At 42.4% G+C, this 23,139-nt stretch carries 18 protein-coding genes and 1 pseudogene; 9 read left to right on the plus strand and 10 right to left on the minus strand.

Features of this window, described 5'->3' with window-relative positions; all coding sequences use genetic code 11:
- Nucleotides 1–13: 13 nt before the first annotated feature.
- From astD to ACSC9N_RS12755, 4 genes are all read right to left on the minus strand, one after another.
- Entirely contained in the window at nt 14–1,483 is a 1,470-nt protein-coding gene (gene astD, locus ACSC9N_RS12740; RefSeq protein WP_058952228.1) for a succinylglutamate-semialdehyde dehydrogenase, read from the minus strand.
- On the minus strand, nt 1,483–2,514 hold the full coding sequence (gene astA, locus ACSC9N_RS12745) for an arginine N-succinyltransferase (RefSeq protein ID WP_058952229.1): 1,032 nt from the start codon (nt 2,512–2,514) through the stop codon (nt 1,483–1,485). The genes astD and astA overlap by 1 nt, the downstream gene beginning before the upstream one ends.
- A gap of 13 nt (nt 2,515–2,527) precedes the next feature.
- The gene (locus ACSC9N_RS12750) at nt 2,528–3,745 is read right to left on the minus strand and encodes an aspartate aminotransferase family protein (protein WP_058952230.1); all 1,218 of its coding nucleotides are present in this window, start codon (nt 3,743–3,745) and stop codon (nt 2,528–2,530) included.
- 77 nt (nt 3,746–3,822) lie between these two features.
- Entirely contained in the window at nt 3,823–5,097 is a 1,275-nt protein-coding gene (locus tag ACSC9N_RS12755; RefSeq protein ID WP_171253722.1) for a Glu/Leu/Phe/Val family dehydrogenase, read from the minus strand.
- Between the two features lie 203 nt (nt 5,098–5,300).
- Here ACSC9N_RS12755 and ACSC9N_RS12760 point away from each other — a divergent pair, with 203 nt between their 5' ends.
- A complete protein-coding gene (locus ACSC9N_RS12760) occupies nt 5,301–5,723 on the plus strand; it encodes an Lrp/AsnC family transcriptional regulator (protein ID WP_058952232.1) in 423 nt (140 codons plus the stop codon).
- A gap of 654 nt (nt 5,724–6,377) precedes the next feature.
- A complete protein-coding gene (locus tag ACSC9N_RS12765; protein ID WP_094148456.1) occupies nt 6,378–6,905 on the plus strand; it encodes a hypothetical protein in 528 nt (175 codons plus the stop codon).
- Between the two features lie 196 nt (nt 6,906–7,101).
- On the opposite strand, the gene ACSC9N_RS12770 is transcribed toward ACSC9N_RS12765, so the two are convergent.
- A complete protein-coding gene (locus tag ACSC9N_RS12770; RefSeq protein ID WP_058952234.1) occupies nt 7,102–8,550 on the minus strand; it encodes an NAD-dependent succinate-semialdehyde dehydrogenase in 1,449 nt (482 codons plus the stop codon).
- 16 nt (nt 8,551–8,566) lie between these two features.
- Nucleotides 8,567–9,829 carry a 4-aminobutyrate--2-oxoglutarate transaminase gene (gabT, locus tag ACSC9N_RS12775; protein WP_058952235.1) on the minus strand — a complete coding sequence of 421 codons (1,263 nt, stop codon included), beginning with the start codon at nt 9,827–9,829 and terminating at the stop codon, nt 8,567–8,569.
- A gap of 577 nt (nt 9,830–10,406) precedes the next feature.
- Between gabT and ACSC9N_RS12780 the strand changes: the two genes are divergently transcribed.
- Both ACSC9N_RS12780 and ACSC9N_RS12785 read left to right on the plus strand, forming a co-directional pair.
- Nucleotides 10,407–11,909, plus strand: a complete 1,503-nt coding sequence (locus tag ACSC9N_RS12780; RefSeq protein WP_058952236.1) for a PLP-dependent aminotransferase family protein — start codon at nt 10,407–10,409, stop codon at nt 11,907–11,909.
- 413 nt (nt 11,910–12,322) lie between these two features.
- Nucleotides 12,323–13,768, plus strand: coding sequence for an amino acid permease (locus ACSC9N_RS12785; RefSeq protein ID WP_058952237.1), 1,446 nt, complete (start codon nt 12,323–12,325; stop codon nt 13,766–13,768).
- A gap of 116 nt (nt 13,769–13,884) precedes the next feature.
- On the opposite strand, the gene ACSC9N_RS12790 is transcribed toward ACSC9N_RS12785, so the two are convergent.
- Nucleotides 13,885–14,997 (minus strand): heparin lyase I family protein, encoded by a 1,113-nt coding sequence (locus tag ACSC9N_RS12790; protein WP_439036045.1) that lies wholly within the window; start codon nt 14,995–14,997, stop codon nt 13,885–13,887.
- A gap of 616 nt (nt 14,998–15,613) precedes the next feature.
- Between ACSC9N_RS12790 and ACSC9N_RS12795 the strand changes: the two are divergent.
- The 5 genes and pseudogenes from ACSC9N_RS12795 to ACSC9N_RS12815 all read left to right on the plus strand — a co-directional run bounded on the left by ACSC9N_RS12795 (nt 15,614) and on the right by ACSC9N_RS12815 (nt 20,940).
- Nucleotides 15,614–16,308: pseudogene (locus ACSC9N_RS12795) on the plus strand (alpha/beta hydrolase).
- A 551-nt stretch (nt 16,309–16,859) separates the two neighbouring features.
- Complete coding sequence (locus ACSC9N_RS12800; protein ID WP_058952238.1) at nt 16,860–18,320, plus strand: cytochrome ubiquinol oxidase subunit I; 1,461 nt, start codon at nt 16,860–16,862, stop codon at nt 18,318–18,320.
- Nucleotides 18,313–19,317, plus strand: coding sequence for a cytochrome d ubiquinol oxidase subunit II (cydB, locus tag ACSC9N_RS12805; RefSeq protein ID WP_004694788.1), 1,005 nt, complete (start codon nt 18,313–18,315; stop codon nt 19,315–19,317). Before ACSC9N_RS12800 ends, cydB begins: the two co-directional genes overlap by 8 nt.
- A gap of 14 nt (nt 19,318–19,331) precedes the next feature.
- Nucleotides 19,332–19,454: a hypothetical protein gene (locus ACSC9N_RS12810; RefSeq protein WP_004694789.1), complete on the plus strand. Its 123-nt coding sequence runs from the start codon at nt 19,332–19,334 to the stop codon at nt 19,452–19,454.
- Nucleotides 19,455–19,533: 79 nt separating this feature from the next.
- Nucleotides 19,534–20,940 carry a PLP-dependent aminotransferase family protein gene (locus ACSC9N_RS12815; RefSeq protein WP_058952239.1) on the plus strand — a complete coding sequence of 469 codons (1,407 nt, stop codon included), beginning with the start codon at nt 19,534–19,536 and terminating at the stop codon, nt 20,938–20,940.
- Nucleotides 20,941–21,191: 251 nt separating this feature from the next.
- On the opposite strand, the gene ACSC9N_RS12820 is transcribed toward ACSC9N_RS12815, so the two are convergent.
- The 3 genes from ACSC9N_RS12820 to ACSC9N_RS12830 are packed head-to-tail and all read right to left on the minus strand — an operon-like array spanning nt 21,192 to nt 23,139.
- Complete coding sequence (locus ACSC9N_RS12820; protein ID WP_228141070.1) at nt 21,192–22,001, minus strand: HPP family protein; 810 nt, start codon at nt 21,999–22,001, stop codon at nt 21,192–21,194.
- A gap of 18 nt (nt 22,002–22,019) precedes the next feature.
- Nucleotides 22,020–22,730: an LrgB family protein gene (locus ACSC9N_RS12825; protein WP_439036046.1), complete on the minus strand. Its 711-nt coding sequence runs from the start codon at nt 22,728–22,730 to the stop codon at nt 22,020–22,022.
- The gene (locus tag ACSC9N_RS12830) at nt 22,723–23,139 is read right to left on the minus strand and encodes a CidA/LrgA family protein (protein WP_058952241.1); all 417 of its coding nucleotides are present in this window, start codon (nt 23,137–23,139) and stop codon (nt 22,723–22,725) included. Before ACSC9N_RS12830 ends, ACSC9N_RS12825 begins: the two co-directional genes overlap by 8 nt.

Below are 23,139 nucleotides of genomic sequence, written 5' to 3' on the forward strand. Positions count from 1 at the left end.
CCTTTTTGTCGACTTACAGCACAATGCCTGGCGATAATTTTTCAGGTAGGCTTACCTGCTGACTTTCCAGTGATGCCATTGGCCATGCGCAGTAATCTGCGGCATAGAAAGCACTGGCACGATGATTCCCTGATGCACCAACACCACCAAATGGCGCGGCACTTGAAGCGCCTGTTAATGGTTTATTCCAGTTCACAATGCCTGCACGCGCTTCAATCAATAAACGATCAAACAGATCACGGTCAGGTGAAACTAGACCCACCGACAAACCGAATCGAGTGGCATTCGCCAGTGCCAAAGCCTCATCGAAATGGTCATAACGATAGATACAGCTGAGTGGCCCAAAATATTCTTCATCTGGCACATCGCTAACATGGGTCACGTCTAAAAGACCCGGACTTAACAAGCTGCTGTTGGCATCCGCTTGAGTAACAGGGAGCAGAACTTGAGCCCCTAAATCGATTAGGCGTTGTTGTGCTTGTAGAATTTGCTGTGCAGCATGCAATGAAATGACACCACCCATAAACGGTTGTGGCTGAGCATCCCACTGACCCACAACCAAATTACGGCTGACTTCAACCAAACGTTGAATGAAGGCATCGCCTAGTGCACCATTTTTAATGATTAAACGACGTGCACAAGTACAGCGCTGCCCCGCTGAAATAAAGGCAGATTGGACGGTTAAGTTCACCACCGCATCAATGTCGGTAATCTCGTCGATAATTAATGCGTTGTTGCCACCCATTTCTAGCGCGAGAATTTTTTCTGGTGCGCCCGCAAGCTGCTTGTGTAAGTGGTAACCCGTATTGGCACTGCCTGTGAACAACAAGCCATCAATTTCATGCGATTGGGCCAGTGCTTCACCTGTACTGCGACCACCTTGTACCAAGTTCAATACGCCTGCTGGTAATCCTGCTTCTTGCCACAACTTCACGGTTTCTTCTGCTGTCCACGGCGTAAGTTCACTTGGTTTAAAAACAATGGTATTGCCCGCAATCAGCGCAGGGACGATATGACCATTTGGCAAGTGACCTGGGAAGTTATATGGGCCAAATACAGCCAAAACACCATGCGGACGGTGACGTAAAGACGCAGCGCCATCTGGCATTTCCGTCAGACTTTCACCTGTACGTTCGTGATAAGCACGTACTGAAATCGCTACTTTACCAATCATTGACTGAACTTCAGTCAATGTTTCCCAAATCGGCTTACTGGTTTCACGACTAATAATCGTTGCAAGCTGTTGTTTGTTTTGTTCTAACAAGCTGGCAAATCGTTGAATAATTTCAAGGCGCTCAGCTAAAGGACGGCGTGCCCAAGCGGCAAATGCTGCGCGTGCAGACTGACAAGCCTGTGCAACTTGCTCAGCTGTTGCTTCTGCACCATGCCAAATTGTGTCTTGCGTAACTGGATCGAGTTTGTCCCATGCCGTACCTTGTGCTGGAGACCATGTCCCGTTTATATATAAATTCCCTTGTGACATTATTTTTGCTCCATCTTATCTAAAGGCAACATACGAATGCTTTGCCCTGCTTGCACACCAAGGGCATGCGCTTGTTCTACCGTTAAACTTAAACTGTCTGTCTCAGCCGCATGCTGAATTAAAATCGCGCGATAGTCTTGATATCGATCATTCGCCACCAAATAACGCCCTGCACCTTCTGGTACGCTATCGACAATTTTGACGGCACAAGTGTGACTTTCTTTGACTGCACGAAGGCTACTGACTTCCGCTTCAAGCGTCGGGCCTGCATCAAAAATATCGACATAACCTTGGTAACACAGCCCTTCCGACTCCAACACACGAGAGGCAGGAACAGTCTGAGGATGTACCTGTGCAATCACTTGTTGTGCGGCCATCGGCAGTAAGTCGATATACACAGGAAAACGTGGCATCAACTCCGCAATAAAGACTTTTTGTCCAATACCACTGAGGTAATCCGCAGTCGAGAAATCCATATTGAAAAAGTGATGGCCTAAGGCATCCCAAAATGGCGAACGACCATTTTCATCCGAATAACCACGCATTTCTGCAATCAGCTTATTTTGAAAAGCCTGTTTGAAAGCTGCGATAAACAGAAAACGAATCTTCGACAGCAGTTTTCCATTTTGGTCTTTGCGGTACTCTGGATCTAAAAACAGTGTGCAGAGTTCACTACAACCTGTATGGTCATTGCTTAAAAACAGCGTATTTAAAGTTTTATAAACATTCAGAGTTTGTGAGGCATGGACTTGTTTGCCCACATGGTAGTTATAAAAAGGTTCAGTTAAACCCACTGAAACTTCAATGGCACTCACACCCACCACACGTTGTAACTGAGTATCTTCTAAAACAAATAAATACCCTTGTTCACTTGGTGCAGCTTGCCCCGCTAAGGTCTTTTGTGTGCGTGCAATTCGAGCAGATAAGATCTCTTTATTTTGGGGTAAAGAAGTCAGGCCAACGCCCGACTTCCCCGCCAGAATGTAGATATCATCTAAATCTCGATGCTCTGCATGTCTAACAATCATCATAACCAGTGGCCTATCACGCGCCAACAAAGCGCGCGAGCGCACGCTCAAAGCGTTGTAAACCTGCTTCGATATCTGCTTCTGGAATAATTAATGATGGCGTGAAACGAACGACATTTGGACCTGCAACCAGCGCCAATAAGCCTTCTTCGCCCGCTAAAGTCACGATGTCTTTGGCTTTGCCTGCATATTCAGCTTTTAGTACACAGCCAATGAGTAAACCTTGACCACGGACTTCTTCAAATAGGCCATAACGTGCATTTAACTGGTTTAAACCGTCGGCAAAAATTTGCGCACGTGTACGTACACCATTTAACACTTCTGGGGTATTGATCAAACCAAACACCGCATTGGCTACAGCAGACGCCAATGGGTTACCACCATAAGTCGTACCATGGTCACCCACCACAAACATGTTGGCAAACTTATCTGTTGTGATCATGGCACCAATTGGAAAACCGCCGCCGAGTGCTTTGGCTGTGGTTAAAATGTCTGGGATCACATCCGTATTCATATACGCATATAAAGCACCTGTACGACCGACACCTGTTTGCACTTCATCAAAAATAAGTACCGCACCATGTTGGTCACACAGTTCACGTAAACCCTTTAAAAATTCAGGGCTTGCCGTAATGACACCACCTTCACCTTGAATCGGCTCAACAATCACCGCACACGTGTCTGCATCAATCGCTTCACGTACGGCATCTAAATCATTAAATGCTAAGTGCTGAATACCTTCTGGAAGCGGTGCAAAATCTTGTGAATATTTCGGTTGACCACCTGCCGTAACCGTAAATAAAGTACGACCGTGGAAAGCATTTTTAAATGCAATAATTTTATTTTTGCGTGCAGAGCCTGAAACTAGGCCCACTTTGCGCGCAAGTTTCAAAGCCGCTTCATTTGCTTCTGCACCAGAGTTACAGAAGAACACTTTATCTGCAAAGGTGTTATCAACTAATTGTTTTGCAAGTGCAAGTACGGGTTCATTGGTATAACCATTGCCAATGTGCCAAAGCTTTTGACCTTGTTCGACCAAAGCTTTAACCGCCACAGGGTGAGCATGTCCAAGTGCATTGACCGCAATACCGCCTGCAAAATCGATATATTCCTTACCTTGCTGATCCCATAAACGAGAACCTTCGCCACGCACAGGAATAAACTGAGCGGGTGCAAAAACTGGCACCATGTACTGATTAAAATCTTGGCGAGCGGGTTGACTATTCTGGTTCATGGTTTGTTCGTCCTTAATAAATCTGATGTTGTTCTTTCTAATAATGTGGTGTGCCCCGAAGGGCACGGAACTTCCCCTTAACCTGGGAAAATTCCTCGTTCTTTACGTGCTTTTAAGATACGTTTACACGCCAAGATGTATGCTGCTGTACGTAGGCTGCACTGCTTTTCGCTTGCAGTGAACCAAACGTCTTCAACTGCTGACATCATGAGTTTGTCTAAACGTTGGTTAATTTCTTCTTCTGTCCAGAAGTAGCTCGCCATGTCTTGAACCCATTCGAAGTAACTCACAGTTACACCGCCTGCGTTACACAGTACGTCAGGTACAATCGTGATTTTACGTTCTAACAGAATGTCTTCTGCGTCTGGATACGTTGGACCATTCGCACCTTCCAAGACTAATTTTGCAGTCAATTTTTGCGCACGCTCAGGCGTAATCTGACCTTCTAAAGCCGCTGGAATTAAAATATCCATTTCAACCGACCAGAACGCTTCATCTTCAATTAAAGTGGCATCTGGGAAGCCTGCTACACCTTTATGAATCGCAACGTAGTCTTGTAACTGCTTAACGTCCATGCCTTCAGCATTAAAGATCGTGCCTGTATGGTCTTGTACACACACCACTTTCGCATTGGCTTTATGGAATAAGTAACCCGCTTCGCTACCCACGTTACCGAAACCTTGGATCGCTACACGACTGCCTTCAAGCGCAAGATTGATTTTCTTAGCAACTTCTAAACCAGTCACAAATACGCCACGACCTGTTGCACGCACACGGCCTAAAGAACCACCCAAGTGCACAGGCTTACCGGTTACCACACCTGTTACGGTATGACCTTTGATACTTGAATAGGTATCCATCATCCAACCCATAATGTCTGCATTGGTGCCTACATCTGGAGCTGGAATATCGACTTGTGGGCCAATCACTAGGCTAATTTCGCTGGTAAAACGGCGAGTTAAGCGTTCAAGTTCACGTGGAGACAATTTGCGGGGGTCTACACGCACACCACCTTTGGCGCCGCCATACGGTAAGTTTAATACCGCAGTTTTAATCGTCATCCACGCTGAGAGTGCCATGACTTCATTGAGTTCTACGTCTGGATGATAACGAATACCACCTTTACCCGGTCCACGCGACAAATTGTGCTGTACACGATAACCTTCGAAGTGCTGGATCGAACCATCGTCCATCACGATTGGTACATCAACAATCAAAGCGCGCTTAGGACGCTTTAAAGTATCGATGAATGGAATTAAGTCGTCTTCCAGATATGGCGCAACACGGTTAATCTGTGCAAGATAGGTCTGCCAAGCGCCACTATTGTCCATTTCATATGACAAAGACATGATGTTTCCCTTTGAAAATTTGGTGAATCAAATCCATTAAATAGATATGAGACATCACCCGCAGAACACATCGCCTCAGCTCGATGTAACGTTCATGTGAATACTGCTCAATATGCATAGTATGAAAAATCAAACTGCGCCGAAAAAGTTGTAATTTTGATTAAAATGAAATAAATTTCATCAAATTGATAACAGGAAAAATCAAAATGAATGATACGGACAGTCAAATCCTCGGCTTACTGCAAGACAATGCGCGTATCTCGATTACCGACATTGCCAACAAGCTCCGTATCTCTCGAAATACAGTGCAAAAGCGTATTGAATATTTGGAAACCAGTGGCGTCATTACAGGCTATACAGTGCGGATTAAACCGGGGACTGAGAAAAATAGTATCCGAGCTTGGATGAATATTATGGTCGAAGGCACCAAGACCAGTGCAGTCGTCAAAGAGCTCCGAATCGACTCTGCTGTGCATACCTTGCATAGCACCAATGGCAAGTGGGATCTGTTGGTAGAGTTGAAGTCTGACAGCTTAGAGAATTTTGACCGAATTTTAGAACGAATTCGAAATATTTCAGGTATTTACAATACTGAAACCAGCATTTTGCTTTCTACCTATAAAGTTTAAAGTCGATAAAGACAATCTGGAAAATTTATACTTCTCTCTAGCCTGTTGCCTTAAAGATCAAAAGACGTTGTAAATTGGATGCTGAACTAAAAATATATAATTCATAAGGATCAAATTTTTCTTTGTCTGAGCGGTTAGTGTGAATCTTTAACATTATTGATCCAAACTATCTTATTGTTTTATTTAAGATAAAATAGTATACAATATCCCACTAGATGCATTTAGTTATTATAAAAATCCTTTGATAGGCTCGACACTTGGCGGTCGTTTCTCCACCCATACTTAGTCTAGACCACTGATTTGGTCTGTGCTGGTTTGAATGGCATGACACTTCAAATGTTCTCATTTTAAAGCGTGACGAGCCTTTACTTTATAGTCAGTTTGATGGGGTTGATCCATCTCGAACTGTAAAAATGATTCAAGCAGAAAAAATACCAGAACTCATGCAATACATGGAAAAAATTTCAGGTGTAGTGGAGTATGAGAATCAGAGGTTTTTATTATTTTTTGGGTATATTAATTTAAATAATATTGAATTTAATTATATTTAAAATAAGTCTATTTAGTGTACATAGCGGGCTTAATAAATAAAATATCAATATTAAAATATTTTTTTATTGTAGTTTGGTTATTATGCTGATAAGCGAGTATGGTATGGGTAAGGTAGGTTTTGATTTCAAGGCTTCATTTTTATTTAGTGGAGTTATGGTATTGTTATCTGAGTTTCTTCTTGTTTTTTTTGATAAAGATATAATATTGATTAATTTGGAATTAATATTAATATTTCTTCCATTTTATATTGATGTTTCCTTGTTAAATATTATTGAGGTTAGAGCTTGGATTTACATATTTTTAATGTATTTCTTTTCTTTCCCTACTCTATTTTTAATAGTGTCGTATTTGCTTTATGACCATAAAATGCTAAATCACCCAATTCCTAAGAGGTTTTTAGTTTCAATATTGAATGTGTGTCTATCACCTGTAGCAATTATTTTACCTTTTATTGTTATGTTAGAAGGTGGGGATAGCATAGGTCGTGGAGGAGCATTTTATAGATTATTCACGAATTCTATGTTGGGTTTATGGATACTAGGTGCATTAATGTTTTACGCGATTACTTATATTTTTTGGAACTTAGTCATAGGAATGCCAAAAATGTGGGTTTCGCCAAAGAACAAATAGTAAATCTCCTTCATAAATCAAAAAGTGATCTTATTAGATTTATCAACCCTCACCTCTCATTGCTTCGAATTATAAGAGGATTATGACTAGACCATACAATATTAAAAATAAACCGACTCTTAACTAATATACACCCATAAAAAATCAGCCTTGAATGGGCAAGGCTGATTTTTAAACTGAAGGGTATTGGACTATCTTAAACCGATAAATCCACGCACAAATATTTCATTTCGAGATATTCGTCGATACCAAATTTAGAGCCTTCACGACCTAAGCCAGACTGCTTCACACCACCAAAGGGAGCCACTTCATTTGAAATCGCACCCGTGTTAATGCCGACCATACCGTACTCAAGTGCTTCACCAACACGCCACTGACGTGCGGTATTCTGCGTAAATAGGTAAGTTGCTAAACCAAACTCGGTGTCATTGGCCATTTGCACTGCTTCTTCTTCTGTTTTAAAACGGAATAAGGGTGCTAATGGACCAAAGGTTTCTTCTTTCGCGACTTTCATCTCTTGCGTCACTTCCGTTAAAAGTGTCGGTTCAAAGAAAGTACCACCTAAGCTTGAACGTTGACCACCGGTTTTAAGCTGCGCACCTTTGCTAATGGCATCGGCAATATGCGACTGTACTTTTTCAATCGCGGCTTCATCGATCAGCGGGCCTTGTGTTGAAGTCTCAACTCGGCCATCACCCACTTGTAAGTTCGCTACAGCAACTGCCAGTTTTTCAACCAAGGCATCGTAAATACCGTCTTGTACATAAATACGGTTGGCACATACACAGGTCTGTCCGCTATTGCGGAACTTGCTGGCCATAATGCCTTGTACAGCTTGCTCAAGATTGGCATCATCAAACACCAAAACAGGTGCATTACCGCCTAATTCTAAAGACAGTTTTTTGATGGTTGGCGCACATTGTTGCATCAAGATACGACCAACTTGAGTTGAACCTGTGAAGCTCAACTTTTTCACCGTGTCGCTTTCACACAGTGTTTTACCCACTTCGCTTGAATCACCACTGATGTGTAATAATACGTCTTGTGGCAAACCCGCTCGTATTGCTAACACTTCTAAAGCATAAGCCGTTAAAGGCGTTTGCTCAGCAGGTTTCACAATCATCGAGCACCCTGCTGCAATTGCAGGTGCGACCTTACGTGTGATCATTGCTGCGGGGAAGTTCCACGGCGTAATTGCGGCCGTAACACCAATCGCCTGTTTGATCACCAACAAACGTTGGTTCGGCAGTGTTGGTGTTAAAACTTCACCATCGATACGGCGCGCTTGTTCTGCAAACCAACGAATAAATGAAGCCGCATAGCCAATTTCACCACGTGCTTCAGCTAACGGCTTGCCTTGTTCTGCAGTCAAAATCTGAGCCAATGACTCTTTATTTTCCTGCATCAAATCAAACCAAGCCCAAAGCACATCAGCACGTTGTAGAGCTGTTTGCGCTTTCCACGCAGTTTGTGCCTTTTGAGAACGAGCAATCACTTGCTCAACTGACGCTCGGTCATGGGATTTCACCCATGCCAAGGTGTCATGTGTTGCCGCATCTTTGACTTCGATGTAACCGCCATTTTCAGGCACATCAAAACAAATATCTGGATGCTGTAATAAATCTTTATATTGCGCTTGAAGCATAGTCATTACTCTTCAATTATGCTGCAGCAGAAAGTGCAAAACCTTGTTTTAAAATGTTTAAGCCAGCACGGAATTGTTCTGCAGGAATCGTTAAAGGATATAAGAAACGGATCACATTACCATAACGACCACAGGTCAAAATAAGCAAGCCATTTTGCATTGCATAATTTTGAATTGCTTTCGCTTGATCCGCCGTTTCCAACTCAATCGCGACCATTGAACCCAACGCACGAATTTCTTGGACTGTAGACGAAGACTGTTTGAGTTCATTCAGAACTTCAACCAACTCTGCGCCCAATACATTTGCACGTTCGCAAAGACCTTCTTCTTCAATCACGTCCAGTACGGCATGCGCAGAAGCCACAGCCACTGGGTTACCTGCATAAGTCCCACCTAGACCACCTGGGTTTGGTGCATCCATCACTTCAGCACGGCCAACCACGCCAGAGATTGGGAAACCACCACCAAGGCTTTTCGCCATCGTGATTAAATCCGCTTTGGTCTCGTAGTGATCCATGGCAAATAACTTACCAGTACGTGCAAAGCCTGTCTGTACTTCATCTGCAATAATCAAAATACCGTGTTGATCACATAGCGCACGTAAACGCTTTAAGAATTCAGCAGGAACAACGTTGAAACCGCCTTCACCTTGAACAGGTTCAAGCACAATAGCGGCAACATCATGTGCCGCAATGTCTTCTGCAAAAATGTCTTCAATGCTTTCAATCGCAGCATCGACAGTAATGCCCTTTGACTCTACAGGATAGCGCGCATGGAAAACACCTGAAGGCATCACACCAAAGTCACGTTTGTACGGTGCAGTTTTACCCGTCATTGCCATGGTCATAAATGAACGACCGTGGAAACCGTTACCAAAAGTCACAATACCGTGACGACCTGTGTAAGAACGTGCAATTTTCACTGCATTTTCTACAGCTTCAGCACCAGTAGAGAAGAATGTTGTTTTCGCTTCACCAGCAATTGGCGCACGTGCATTAATACGTTCAGCTAAAGAAACATAGCTTTCATACGGTACAACTTGGTACGCTGTATGGGTGAATTTAGTCAATTGTTCAGTAACAGCAGCAATAATTTTAGGATGACGGTGACCTGTGTTCAGTACCGCAATACCGCCCGCGAAGTCTGTATATTGATTCCCTTCAGCATCCCAAATGGTGGAATTTTCTGCTTTCTCCGCATACCATTGACACATGACACCAACGCCACGAGGAGTCGCTTTTAGTTTACGTGCGTTCAGTGCAGAGTGTTTACTGTCCATTTTGTATCCTCATTCTTGATTCATACATTTATAAAATTTCAGCGTCCCGATCATGCTTTTTGCTGATATACAAAGGACGTGGGGTTTATTGCATTTTGCGCTTTTATTGGCACTAGACGAGAGCCACTTTTCATCAGACAGATGGAGCCAATTTACCCTATCCCTTTATAGTTATTTTCCACCTGAAATATTTATTTGATAAAAATAAACAACTTAAAAAATATCAATTAAAAAAGACATACTTATTTAAGAGAGCCATTACGGTATTCAATCGAATCACCAAAAATGATAAAGAAACCCAAAACTCAGCAGATGACTGTGCCAACCCAGAACCCATTTATGTCCAGCCTTACGCTTTTCTGACTATATTTTCAAACCGTTGTACGCGAATGTGTAAATCATCTAAAAAAACTTTTGCTTTGGATGCGACTTGTGTATATTTCCAGCCCCTTAGTCGCGGGCATTTGCTCCCAACGTCTACAAGCGAAATGCTTTACAACGGCTGCCTGACGAGATAATTTTGCATTTATGGTAATCGCTCACGAAAAGCCATTTTAATATTGTAGGAGAGAGCCAATTGCGTAGCTTGCTTGGAGATTATTTACTGCAACGATTACAGCAAGATATTGACGGAACCCTACAATTGCGGTTGTTTCGCTGCTTACGCAACGCCATTATTGACAGTGTGCTCGCACCCAAAACTCGCCTACCTGCATCACGTGATTTGGCCAAAGAAATTAAAGTCTCACGCAATACCGTACTCAGTGCATATGAACAATTACAAGCGCAAGGCTATGTTGAAGCACGTACAGGCCAAGGCACTTGGGTGGCTGAAAAACTGCCTGAATCCTTTTTGGTCAAAGCTGAAAATACCAATAGTCAAGCTCAAGAAAAAAAGACTCAGCAGAATTACAATTTGTCGCAACGCGGTTCCTATCTCATCGGCTATTCAGCTGCATCACCTTACCAATGGGGCGCGTTTGTGCCTGGTGCACCCGATGTCACAGAGTTTCCGCACCATATTTTTAGCCGTATTCAAACCCGCCTCAGCCGTGAACCCGAGATTAACAGTCTCATTTATAGCAATGCGGGCGGTTGTTTAGAGCTGCGCCAAGAACTGGCGGAATACCTCAAAATTGCGCGTTCGGTGCAATGCGATGCAGACCAAATCATTATTACTGAAGGGACACATCAGGCGATCGATTTGGTTTCACGGACCTTAAGTGACCCAGGCGATGAAGTTTGGATTGAAGATCCTGCTTATTGGGGGGCACGTAATATTTTACGCATTAATGGCGTGAATCTACGCTCCTTGCCTGTCGATCAAGAAGGCATTATTCCTGACCTAGACCCGAAAACCCCACCTAAACTGATTTTTGTAACGCCTTCACATCAGTACCCTTTAGGCTCTCACTTAAGTTTAGAACGTCGTAAACAACTGATTGCCATCGCACGCCAGCATAAAAGCTGGATTGTGGAAGATGATTATGACAGTGAGTTCCGCTTTTCGGGTCAGCCCTTCCCTTCTTTGCAAGGCTTGGAGACTGATGCACCTGTCATTTATATGGGAACCTTCAGTAAAACCATCTACCCGGCGTTGCGCATTGGTTATTTGGTGGTCCCTAAAAAGCTGTTTTCACCGCTGCGTATTGTGGCATCGGAGTTATATCGGGGCGGGCATTTACTGGATCAAAAAGTTTTGGCGGAGTTTATCCGTGAGGGCCATTATGAAGCACATATTCGTCGTATGCGTTTACTCTATAGCAAGCGTCACGCCTTTTTAATCGATCTGATTACACGTCATCTTGGGGCAGATTTCCTGCATGAATACAATACCGCTGCCGGTTTACATTTGATTTTAAAGCTGCCGAGCAACATGGATGATGTGCTGATTGCCAGCAATGCACTTGATCAAGGCGTGAAAGTTCGGGCGCTGTCACAATACTATACCAAACATTACTCAACACGGCAGAAAGGACTACTATTGGGCTTTGCCTGTGTCCGTGAACAGGAAATATTGGTGGCTTTTGGTGTGTTACTCAAATGTCTGCGAAATGCAGGAATTCGTACGCTGAGTTGATTGTTTTTATAAATTAGATACTTAAGTTTTTTTACAACCCTTCGACTTGCGACTAAAGCCGCGGTTACAAAGCTGAGTTTTGCTGCTTCATTCTATAAATTATTGAGATGAGAGTAAACATTGGCTCCCATGCTTTTCATATTTTAGCTGCAATTGGCTCCTTCCAAATGCTAAAAAATGGCTCTCGTTTACTGAGAACAAAAAAGAGAGATTAGGTGCATACATAAACAACATGTAACCGTTTTGTAGCCAAAGTGTGATTTTTCACGCTTTGACAGGAATATCAGATTTATTCATTTTTGCCTTAATAATGATAAAGCCTCTGATCATTCGGTTACAGTTTTAAAGGATGAGTAGTCCGAAAAAGGCTTTGCCCCTTTTGAAGCTACCTCCTTAAGATTAAGGAAAATTATATGGAAGCACCTAAACAAAGCGCTGTGCCGGATGCATCTCAAGGCTTAAAAAATGGACTTAAGTCGCGTCATCTCACCATGATCTCGATTGCAGGTGTCATTGGTGGTTCACTGTTCATCGGCTCGGGAAATGTTATCTATTCGGCAGGCCCGGCTGCAGTTTTGGCCTATGCGTTTGGTGGATTACTCATTCTGTTAATCATGCGTATGCTGGGTGAAATGGCCGTTCTCAATCCAGACAGTGGGTCATTTTCAACCTATGCAGATCGTGCCATTGGGCGTTGGGCTGGTTTTACCATTGGCTGGCTGTATTGGTGTTCTTGGGCTTTGCTGATGGGTTGGGAAGCCTATGTCGCAGGTAAAATTCTCAACAGTTGGTTTCCCTTTATCCCAATCTGGGGTTACATGCTGGTCGTAATTGTGTCCTTAGTTTTGGTTAACTTACAAAATGTCAAAAACTATGGTGAATTTGAATTTTGGTTTGCACTCATCAAAGTAATTGCGATTGTGATTTTCTTAGTAATTGGTAGCTTGGCTATCATGCATTTATGGCCATGGGGTCAAGCAACTGCATCAGGAATCACGCATTTAACCGCAGACGGCTTCATGCCGAACGGTTTCTCGGCAGTGATCACCGCCTTGCTCGGGGTTATGTTTGCCTACATTGGTGCTGAAATTGTTACAGTTGCGGCGGCAGAATCAGAAAATCCAGCCCGTGAAATCCGTAAAGCATCTAACTCTGTGGTTTGGCGGATTATGTTGTTCTATGTCGGTTCAATGTTTATTACCGTCTGCCTAATTCCACATAACAATCCACTGTTAAAAGATCCAACTTGGGGAACCTATAGTGTGACTTTGTCAGCACTTGGCATTCCAGAAGCAAAACACATTGTTAACTTTGTGGTCCTGACCTCGGTATGCAGCTGCTTTAACTCGGCACTTTATACCTGTTCACGGATGTTATTTTCACTGTCCAAACGTGGCGATGCACCGAAAAGCTTCGGTTCAATCAACCGTAATGGTAGTCCGTGGATGGGCGTTCTGGTCTCGTCATTATTTGCTCTGGTGGCAACGTACCTTACTGCAACTGAAAGTATGAATGTCTATGACATCTTCATGTTAGCAACAGGTACAGCAGCGCTGTATGTCTACCTGACCATTGCCTTCTCACAATTACGTATGCGTAAAAAATTAGAAGCCGAAGGACAAGTGATTGACTTTAAAATGTGGTTATTCCCTTGGCTCACTTATCTTGCCATTGTCTTTATCATTGGTGCACTCATTACCATGCTTGTGGAAGGTACCTACTTTAAAGAAGTGACTTACACTAGTTTACTTGCCTTGTTTATAGTTGGATTAGGCATCTGTGCACAGAAGTTTAACTGGGGAAAGCATGCTCAAGATAAGCCTATGAACACTCAAGCCGATTTAAGCAATAACCTTTAATTTTAAAATAATGTGGTAATGATCTAAGGTTACACCAGATTAAACCGATGGCTTTCAAGTGAGAGCCATCGGTTTTTTAGTGATAAGAAATGACCACTTAGATGAAACTCAAAATCTTAATTGAGATCTTTAATCAACACGTTTTTATGGTAAGCCTCGACAGGCTGCCCCACGATTACACGGTTCTTCAGTGCCCCTTCACGCCAACTTGAACGGTAAATGCCCATTTGGAAATAAGGTGACCACTTTTGATGGTAATTATTGACCCCACTGATGTTGGCTACTTCTTTTCCATTGTGTTTTACCACCACTTTCCCGGGAATCAGTTGATTGTTTGCATCAAGTTTTGACCATTGGATATCAAAATTCCAATCATTCCACTGGTTATAAGCCACAGGCACATCTAAGACATAACGCTTCAAAAGCGTTTCTGGAACCGCCAATGGCGAGCTCATTGGCTTCAACTCATATAAATGTAACTGCCATTCAGGTTTTAGACCTGAAAGCACCAAGGCTATTGGAGGATTCAAATCCTTTCCATTTAGGTTAAAACCATGCCACTGCGCCAGTATTGTTCCATACTGAAATGCTGGCCATGTTGAGGGAATATAATGAGAAAAAGAATAGTTGTAATGACCCCAACCAAATTGCTTTCGTTGTATTTCCGCGCGATAACATTGACCATCATCAGGCACGACAAATTTGGCAACATTCTGCCCTGTACCAGCTGGATCTTTAACTATCGTGGCTGAACTACGATTTTCAAAGTGGAGAGCCATTGCATTCCACGTCGACAAATCATTGCTGTATTTATCGACACGAATTGTCCCCGTCTCAAAGCCATCACGAAAAATGACCTTACTCTTTTCTTCTGTATTGTCGACCAATACATCATCCTCTTTAGGATCTGGTATCACATCTGATGGATTGACAACTTGTTGTGTATTTCTTGCAAAGACTTGTAGTTTGACCGTAGTGGTTTGACTGTCTTGTTGACCATCATTCACCATTAAACTCAGTTCATAATCTCCAGCACGGTCTGGAATAAAATGAAATGTTTTATCTGTACTGGCACCCAGACTGGGAAAGCTATTTTCTGGCTTTTTAACAACCGCCCAACGATAGCTCAATGTGGTCGTGCCATCATCGGTACTTTCAGAACCATCTAAAAGTATACTATCCTCGACCATAGCACTGTTTTGCGTTAACTGAATTACGGCTACAGGCATTTCATTTTGAACACCTTTTACCGTTGCTGTTGTTGACTGCTGATCCTAATCGCCCCCGCAAGCACTCATCCCCAAAACTGTAACTAAAACTAAAAAACATCTAATTTTTTTTCATGCAAATGCACTCTATTTATACCCACCCAAAATCTGCCATGTACCTCATCTCCCCCATTTCTCGTTGAGAATTGAAAGCAATAGAACATGGCCAAATTCAACTTTTAAAACCCTAATGAGGTTCATTTGAAACAATGAAACGTACTACTTTAGTTATTGATAAATGATCAATTTCCCCCAAAATCAAGCATTCAGCACAGCCTGCTCATCTTATAACATTATGAAAATCCAGCTCTTCTTTTTTTTATGGCTGAATACCTCAAAAAATGAGTATCAGTATTGAATATTTTAAAAAAGCTAAAAAATAGCAGTAAGGAAAAATAAAATATTAATCACACAAAATGCCCACTTTTTAACGTAATTGGCATTTTTTTTCAGTCTTTTATCTATATTTTTTTAACTTACAATTAGTTAAATTAACTTGCATCGATAATCATTAGCCCAACCTAGCATGACCACTTTTTTAACTATAAGATGATATTTTTACTCTAGGGATAAGAAGATGAATAAGAAGCCAACAATTATTTTAGTACATGGATTTTGGGGCGGCGCTGCCCATTGGTCTAAAGTCATTACTGACCTATCTCACCGAGGTTACGAAGCCCTTCGTGCCGTTGAACTACCTCTCACCTCTTTGGCTGATGATGTTGAACGAACCCGTAAAATGATTGCACAAGTACAAGGAGATGTACTTTTAGTTGGCCACTCCTATGGGGGGCGGTCATTACCGAAGTGGGTAATCAGCCCAATGTTGTTGGTCTAGTCTATATTGCAGCTTTTGCACCCGATACTGGTGAAAGTCCAGGTGGCATTACGCAACAACATTTACCCGTTGGTGCACCCAACTTAGAACCCGACAGTGACGGATACCTTTGGGTCAAAGCCGATAAATACCATGAAAGCTTCTGTCAGGACTTAACGAATGATGAAGGACTGGTCATGGGCATCACCCAGAAAGCCCCTGTTGCCAGTACTTTTGGCGATACCATTTCAAACCCAGCATGGAAAAACAAACCATCTTGGTACCAAATTTCAACTGAAGACCGCATGATTCACCCTGAAAACCAAGCCATGATGTCTTCACGCTTAAATGCTCAAAAAGTCATTTCTTTAGATGCCAGTCATGCTTCACTCGCGTCTCAACCCAAAGCCGTTGCTGATTTAATTGATGAAGCCGCAACTTTCCTTGCGCGTTAAACTATCTTTATTGAAGGGAGTCTAAAGACTCCCTTTTTTAGAGGTATTTTAAGTATCAAACGACTTTAAAATCACAATAGATAGTGCAATATTATTATCCTGTAGGTGTAAATATTCGCACATACTCGGTTCGATGGCTGTCAGCTAGACTTCAGCTTTTACTACTGACCTTATCATTCATAATGAAGCTCCCTCGTTAAAAGTTTTATTCAAACTACGCTATTTCAAACAAGGTGTTATGCAAATTTTGAATAACATTTTTTAACTAACTCAGCATCAAAACTTTCTGTATATTTTAATGAAGCAATAAGAATGAATAGATCATAAAAACAGTTCACAAAATATAACAGACTAAGTGCAATTTTCTATTTTGTTATATTTTTTCTCTCCAATTCTTGTACCTACATCTTCTAGGCATCCTGATGCAAGATCATCATCAGTATTTTAAGTAGGTAGTTTTTAATGAAACGATCTATGCTTTTTAATCATTCCTATCTAGACAGCAACTGGGTATCGAACCGTCGATATTCCTGCCAGCCATGGAGGATGCAATGAGCCTCGGATTAACCGCACTTGAGTTGGCAAGAATTCAATTTGCCTTTACTGTTTCCTTTCATATTATTTTTCCTGCAACCTCTATTGGTTTAGCCTGCTTTCTTGCCATGCTGGAATGGAAGTGGCTGCGCACCCAAAATCCAATTTATAAAGACTTATTTAAGTACTGGATTAAGATTTTTGCCGTGGCATTTGCTATGGGGGTTGTTTCGGGCATTGTCATGGCCTACCAGTTTGGGACCAACTGGAGTGAATTTTCACGCATCGCAGGCAGCGTCACAGGGCCACTGCTCACGTATGAAGTCATGAGCGCCTTCTTTTTAGAGGCGGGTTTCTTGGGCATTATGCTATTTGGTTGGGGACGCGTCAGTCCCAAAGCCCACTTTTTTGCCACTTTAATGGTCGCTATCGGTACCTGTATTTCCATGTTCTGGATTTTATCTTCCAACAGTTGGATGCAGACACCTCAAGGCTTTGCCATCGAAAATGGCATTATTGTCCCCACAGACTGGTGGGCAATTGTGTTTAACCCATCTTTCCCCTATCGATTTGCCCATATGGCAGCAGCGGCCTTCCTAGTCTCATCACTTTTGGTGGTTGGCACCGCAGCCTGGCATTTACTGAAAGGTCGTCGTGATGAGTTAGTGAAAAAATCTTTTTCCATGGGCTTATGGATGGTACTGGTCACATCTTGCTTACAAGTTGTGATTGGGGATAACCACGGTTTAAATACCTTAAAACACCAACCTGCAAAATTGGCAGCCATTGAGGGTCATTGGGAAACCAATCGTGATCATGGCATGCCTTTATTACTGTTCGCTTTACCGAATATGGAAACAGAGTCGAATGATTTTGAGATTGGTATTCCCAATCTGGGCAGTTTGATTCTGACGCATTCCCTAGAGGGTCAGGTCACTGGTTTAAAGGACTTCGCAGCTGAAGACCGTCCGAATGCACTGATTGTATTCTGGAGTTTCCGAGTCATGGTCGGCTTGGGTATGTTAATGGTTTTACTCTCATTAACAGCGCTGTGGCTGCGTAAAAAAGGCTCTTTATATGAAAGCAGTTGGTTTCATAAATTTGCCATCATCATGGGGCCTACAGGTTATATCGCGCTCCTAGCAGGTTGGGTCACTACAGAAGTTGGTCGTCAGCCTTGGGTCGTGTATGGCGTGATTCGAACTAAAGACGGTTTATCGCATACAGTCACCGCAGATCAAGTCGGCTTGAGCCTGATTATTTTTGTTCTGGTCTATACCGTCGTCTTTGGCGCGGGTATTTACTACATGCTGCGCTTGATCAAATTAGGCCCTGCTTTTTCTACGCCTTTAGATGCCGTGCAAGATACTGGCCCAGGGCATTTTAAAACCCCTTTACGTCCACTCAGTGCTGTTGAAGAATCTATCGAGACCACTGATCCTTCTGCTCAAAATAGTAAGGAGAAACCACATGATTGATCTCGCTTTGGTTTGGGTCGGTATTATCGGGCTCGGGGTACTCATCTATGTGGTTATGGATGGTTTCGACTTAGGCATTGGTATTCTGTTTCCCTTTATGAACGGAACGCAAGAACGTGATGTGATGATGAATACCGTCGCGCCCGTTTGGGACGGTAATGAAACATGGATGGTCCTAGGTGGTGCTGGCTTATTCGCTGCATTTCCTTTGGTCTATTCAACTGTTTTATCGGCACTGTATTTACCCATTATCTTTATGGTGGTTGCCTTGATTTTCCGCGGCGTAGCGTTCGAGTTCCGCTTTAAAGCCACGCGCACCAAATACCTCTGGGATCTCGCGTTTATCTGGGGCTCTATCTTATCGAGCTTTTTCCAAGGCGTGATTTTAGGGGCTTATATCCAAGGTATTCAGACTACCAATGGTATTTACAGCGGTGGTGGATGGGACTGGTTCACGCCATTTACATGTTTTACTGGTCTAGGGGTCGTGGTGATGTATGCCACTTTAGGCTGTGGTTGGCTCATTTGGAAAACCGAAAAAGAGATACAACAACGGATGTATCATCTGATGCCTAGGCTGATTATTGCTTTACTCATTATCTTCGGTGCCGTGAGTTTATATACGCCTCTGACCCATCCTGAAATTGCACAGCGTTGGTTCTCTCTGCCGAATCTATACTATTTTAGCCCAGTGCCAATTTTAGTCTTACTGTTTGTTGGCTTGATTCTATCGGCGTGCAAAAAGCAGCATGAACTAAAACCGTTTATCTATACTTTGGCTTTAGTCTTTTTGGCTTTTACTGGCTTCGTCATCAGCTTATGGCCCAATATTATTCCGCCATCAGTCACTATTTGGCAGGCCGCTGCACCTGAGTCAAGTTTGAAGTTCACCTTAGTAGGAGCTGCAATTCTCATTCCGATCATCATTGCCTATACCTTCTTGTCCTATTGGGTGTTCCGTGACAAAGTACGTATAGGGGATCAGGGTTATCATTAATTGAGGAGATAGACATGAAAAAATTTGTTGATCGACTCAGCCCACGATTATGGTTTATTTTATTGTGGTGCTTTGGCTTTATTTCTCTCGCACTGATTGCGGGTTTCTTTAAGCTGTTGCTGAGTTTTGCTTACTAAAGCCAGCCAAGCATTTTTTATGAATTAGGCACGGGACTTTCAATACATGTCCTGTGCCTTTTAATTGCAGCGAACCCATATGTATAAATCAGAAAAACTTGCGCTCAGCCTGAAACATTTGATTGAAAGTGGTTTTTGGAAAGCCAACGATAAACTACCTTCACTCCGTCAACAAGCTGAAACATCGGGTTTTAGCCTGATGACCGTGATGAATGCCTATCAGGAACTCGAAGCGCAAGGTCTGATTTATTCACAAGAAAAACTCGGTTACTTTGTGACAGGCGATGCACGCTCAGAAAGCAACTCCAATAGCGTCATCCTCAACGAAAAAATTGAAATCAACTCTAAAATTTTCAGATACTTAAAATCGATCCAATCTGAACAAATGGTTCCCTTTGGCATTGCCTTTCCCAACAGCCAACTGCTCTACTCTGCCAAGCTGATGCAAACGTTGGGACAACGTGCCAAACACCGTCTCAGTTATGAACAGATGCCAAGTTTACCTCCCGGAAACTTTGAGCTGCGGAAACTGATTGCACAGCGCTACTGTATGCAAGGGATTCCAACAGACCCGTCCGATATCGTAATTACCTCGGGCGGATTAGATGCTTTAAACCTCTCCTTACAAGCCATGACCCAACCGGGTGACTATATTTTACTTCAAAAAACAATATTTTATGGCGCATGGCAAGCGGCTGAACATTTGGGCCTAAAAGTCATTAGTATTCCTGAACATGAAGAACACGGTATTGACCTTGAGGCGTTTAAAGATGCAATTGAACGTTATCCAATTAAAGTCTGTTTGCTGATGCTCAACAGTCACAACCCAATTGGTTTTACGGTCAGTGATGACATCAAATACCAACTGGCAAAGCTTCTGCATGAACGTGATATCTATTTAATTGAAGATGATGTTTATGAGGAGCTTTATTTTGACCATAAAAAGCCGCTGTCGATGAAATACTTTGATCAGAAAAATTTGGTTTTACACTGCTCTTCTTTTTCAAAAACCTTAGGTGCGGGTTTTCGGATTGGTTGGGTCTATGCGGGTAAGTTTTCAGAACATATTCAGCATTTACAACTGATGAGTACGCTTTCCGTCAACTCGTTTATTCAAAATGCCTTGGTCGATTATTTATCGCATCGACACTATGAAAAGCACTTAAAAACTTTGCGTAACACCTTAAAACGTCTCAAAAATCAGTATTACACTTATTTATCTGAACATTTGTCTGAAGATTATCAAATTCATTATTATCCATCGGGCTATTTCTTATGGATTACTTTGCCCGAGCAGATCAATGGGAATTTGATTTATGAGCAGCTTTTAGAGAAAAATATCAGTATTGCGCCCGGTTCATTATTTTATCAAACGGACAATGTCCCACATCATATTCGAATCAATTGTTCATTTGAAATCAATGAACGTATTCAAAATGCCTTAGATGCCTTGATCCAATGTATTTACCCAGAAGCCTTTGAGTAAAAGTTGAATGCTTTAAATCCAAACTGATTTAAACCATCTTTTGATTTGAAGAGACCCACTCCCTCACACTGCAAATATCACCATCCCAGAGATAAAATGACATGATCAGATCTGATCATGTCATTTCTCTCAAGCTAGGTATAGGATTTCTCAGCACTCATATTCTGAAAATAGGTGCGATAGATATAGACACAGCCAAGTGAAAAGCCAGCCATCAGGCCGGATGCAACAGGTAAAGCCATCACGCTGTCTTAAGGAAAGACAAAAACCAAAAATGGAAAGGCATATACCGCAGGAATGCGCATATCAAAGAGCTTGAGCAAAAGAAACATCAAGGGCATATATATGAGGGTGAGCAAGATCCAATCTTGAATCCACAACTGCATAAGCACGGCCATTGAAATCGACAGTGTCAACGCAGCAATCTGCTTAAGGCACATTTTCAACGAATACATCATCATATTTAATGATTCATATACCACCACTGTAATCGGTGGAATCAGCGCCATCGCTTCAACCTTGAAAATAGCGGCGAGTGCAAAACCGATTAAGGTAATACTGGCATATACACCTATTTTTCGTCGATCAAAATTGCCTTTCTTCTCCACGCCTTGGTTCAGTTTAAAGAGCACAACACCCAACATCAGGATAAAACTGGTGGCAAAAATCGAAATCAAAAACGATATTTCATAGGCTTGGGTCACAATCGGCAAGAAACCTGTGGCCAGTGCGGGCGGTAATATATAGTTAAACATCCGCATCACGAGCAACATAGCACAGAGAACCAAAACCAGTTTGAACAAATATGAAATCGGCATCAAATTAATACAGAACCCGATTACAGCGGTCAAACTGGGTAAAATAAAAATTTTATCTGGCTGATTCAGCCACTGTTTATCTCGATAGACCCATAGCCCAACGGCCATCGCCGCCATTTCAGGCAGAATAATTTCACGATCATTCAGCCCATAGGCAGCCGCCACCATGAGTACTATAAAGACAAAGGCCGCGAGATAGCTTTTGGGGCTTAAGATTGTCTTTGCATGTGACATAGGATTCATATTCGATTCCTTATTGATTTAAAAAGATATAAAGCCAAGTAAATACTTCGTCACTGCTATCAGCGATGGGGCAAATAGCACCATAATGATTCCTGAAATAATCATCGAGAGACTAGCAATGACGCCTTCCAATTCATGCCGCTGTCTTGCCCGAGCTATACCCATAGCATGTGCGGCATTACCCAGTGCTGCGCCCGAAGCAAGGTGATTTTTATATTTGATCCAAAGCAAAAGAAGGTCTCCCAACAACATACCAACTAAACCTGTAATTACGGTAAAGAGCGGAATCAGGCTGATGGAGCCCCCGAGTTTTTCGGTGAGCACCAAAGCAAAAGGAATCGAAATGGAACGCGCCAACAGGCTATTTTTAACGATGTCATCAAAGTCCAATAGGCTCGCCAAAAACCAACTGCTGAAAATACCCACCAACATGGCGAGACTAGAACTGAAGAGCAACACTTTAAAATGTTGCTGAATCATGCGGCGATAACGAAATACAGGAATCGCAAAAGCCACCGTAATTGGGCCGAGCATGGCCACCAAATATTGGGTATAAAAGTAATAGTCTTGGAACTGATGCTGTAAAAGAAAGATCAGTATGATGCTCAAGCTAGGAACGACAATAATCGGAGATAAATAGATTTTTTGGGTTCGAACAAAAAGCTGCTTTGCCATGAAATAGCACAGCACAGTCCAAACCAAGTAAAAAATCCCCCAGCATTCAATCATTCTGATCTTCCTGTTTTGATTCTTGATTTAGCACTGGCTGCTTTAACAACAACCGCACGCTATATACAGAAACCATCATCACCAAAGCGGTGCTGATTAAAATCACCAGCAGAATTTTCCAACCACTGGCAATCAATAAATCTTGATATTGAATCACGCCAACCACTGGCGGAATGAAAAACAGCAGCAGTTCAGCCAGTAACAGATTGGCACCGCGTTCAACGTGGGCTAATTTCAACCATTTCATTTCAAGTAAAAACAACAGCAGAAAAAACCCAAGTACCCCTGATGCCACAGGCAAATTCAGCAACTTTTGTAAGACATCAGCACAGCTCCAAACGGCCAAAATAATGATGATTTGGTAGCTCGCAGTTTTTAACTTCTTCAGCCGAGTTCGGTCATGCAACAT

The organism is Acinetobacter sp. PC34, from assembly GCF_051789135.1.
Lineage (GTDB): Bacteria > Pseudomonadota > Gammaproteobacteria > Pseudomonadales > Moraxellaceae > Acinetobacter > Acinetobacter johnsonii.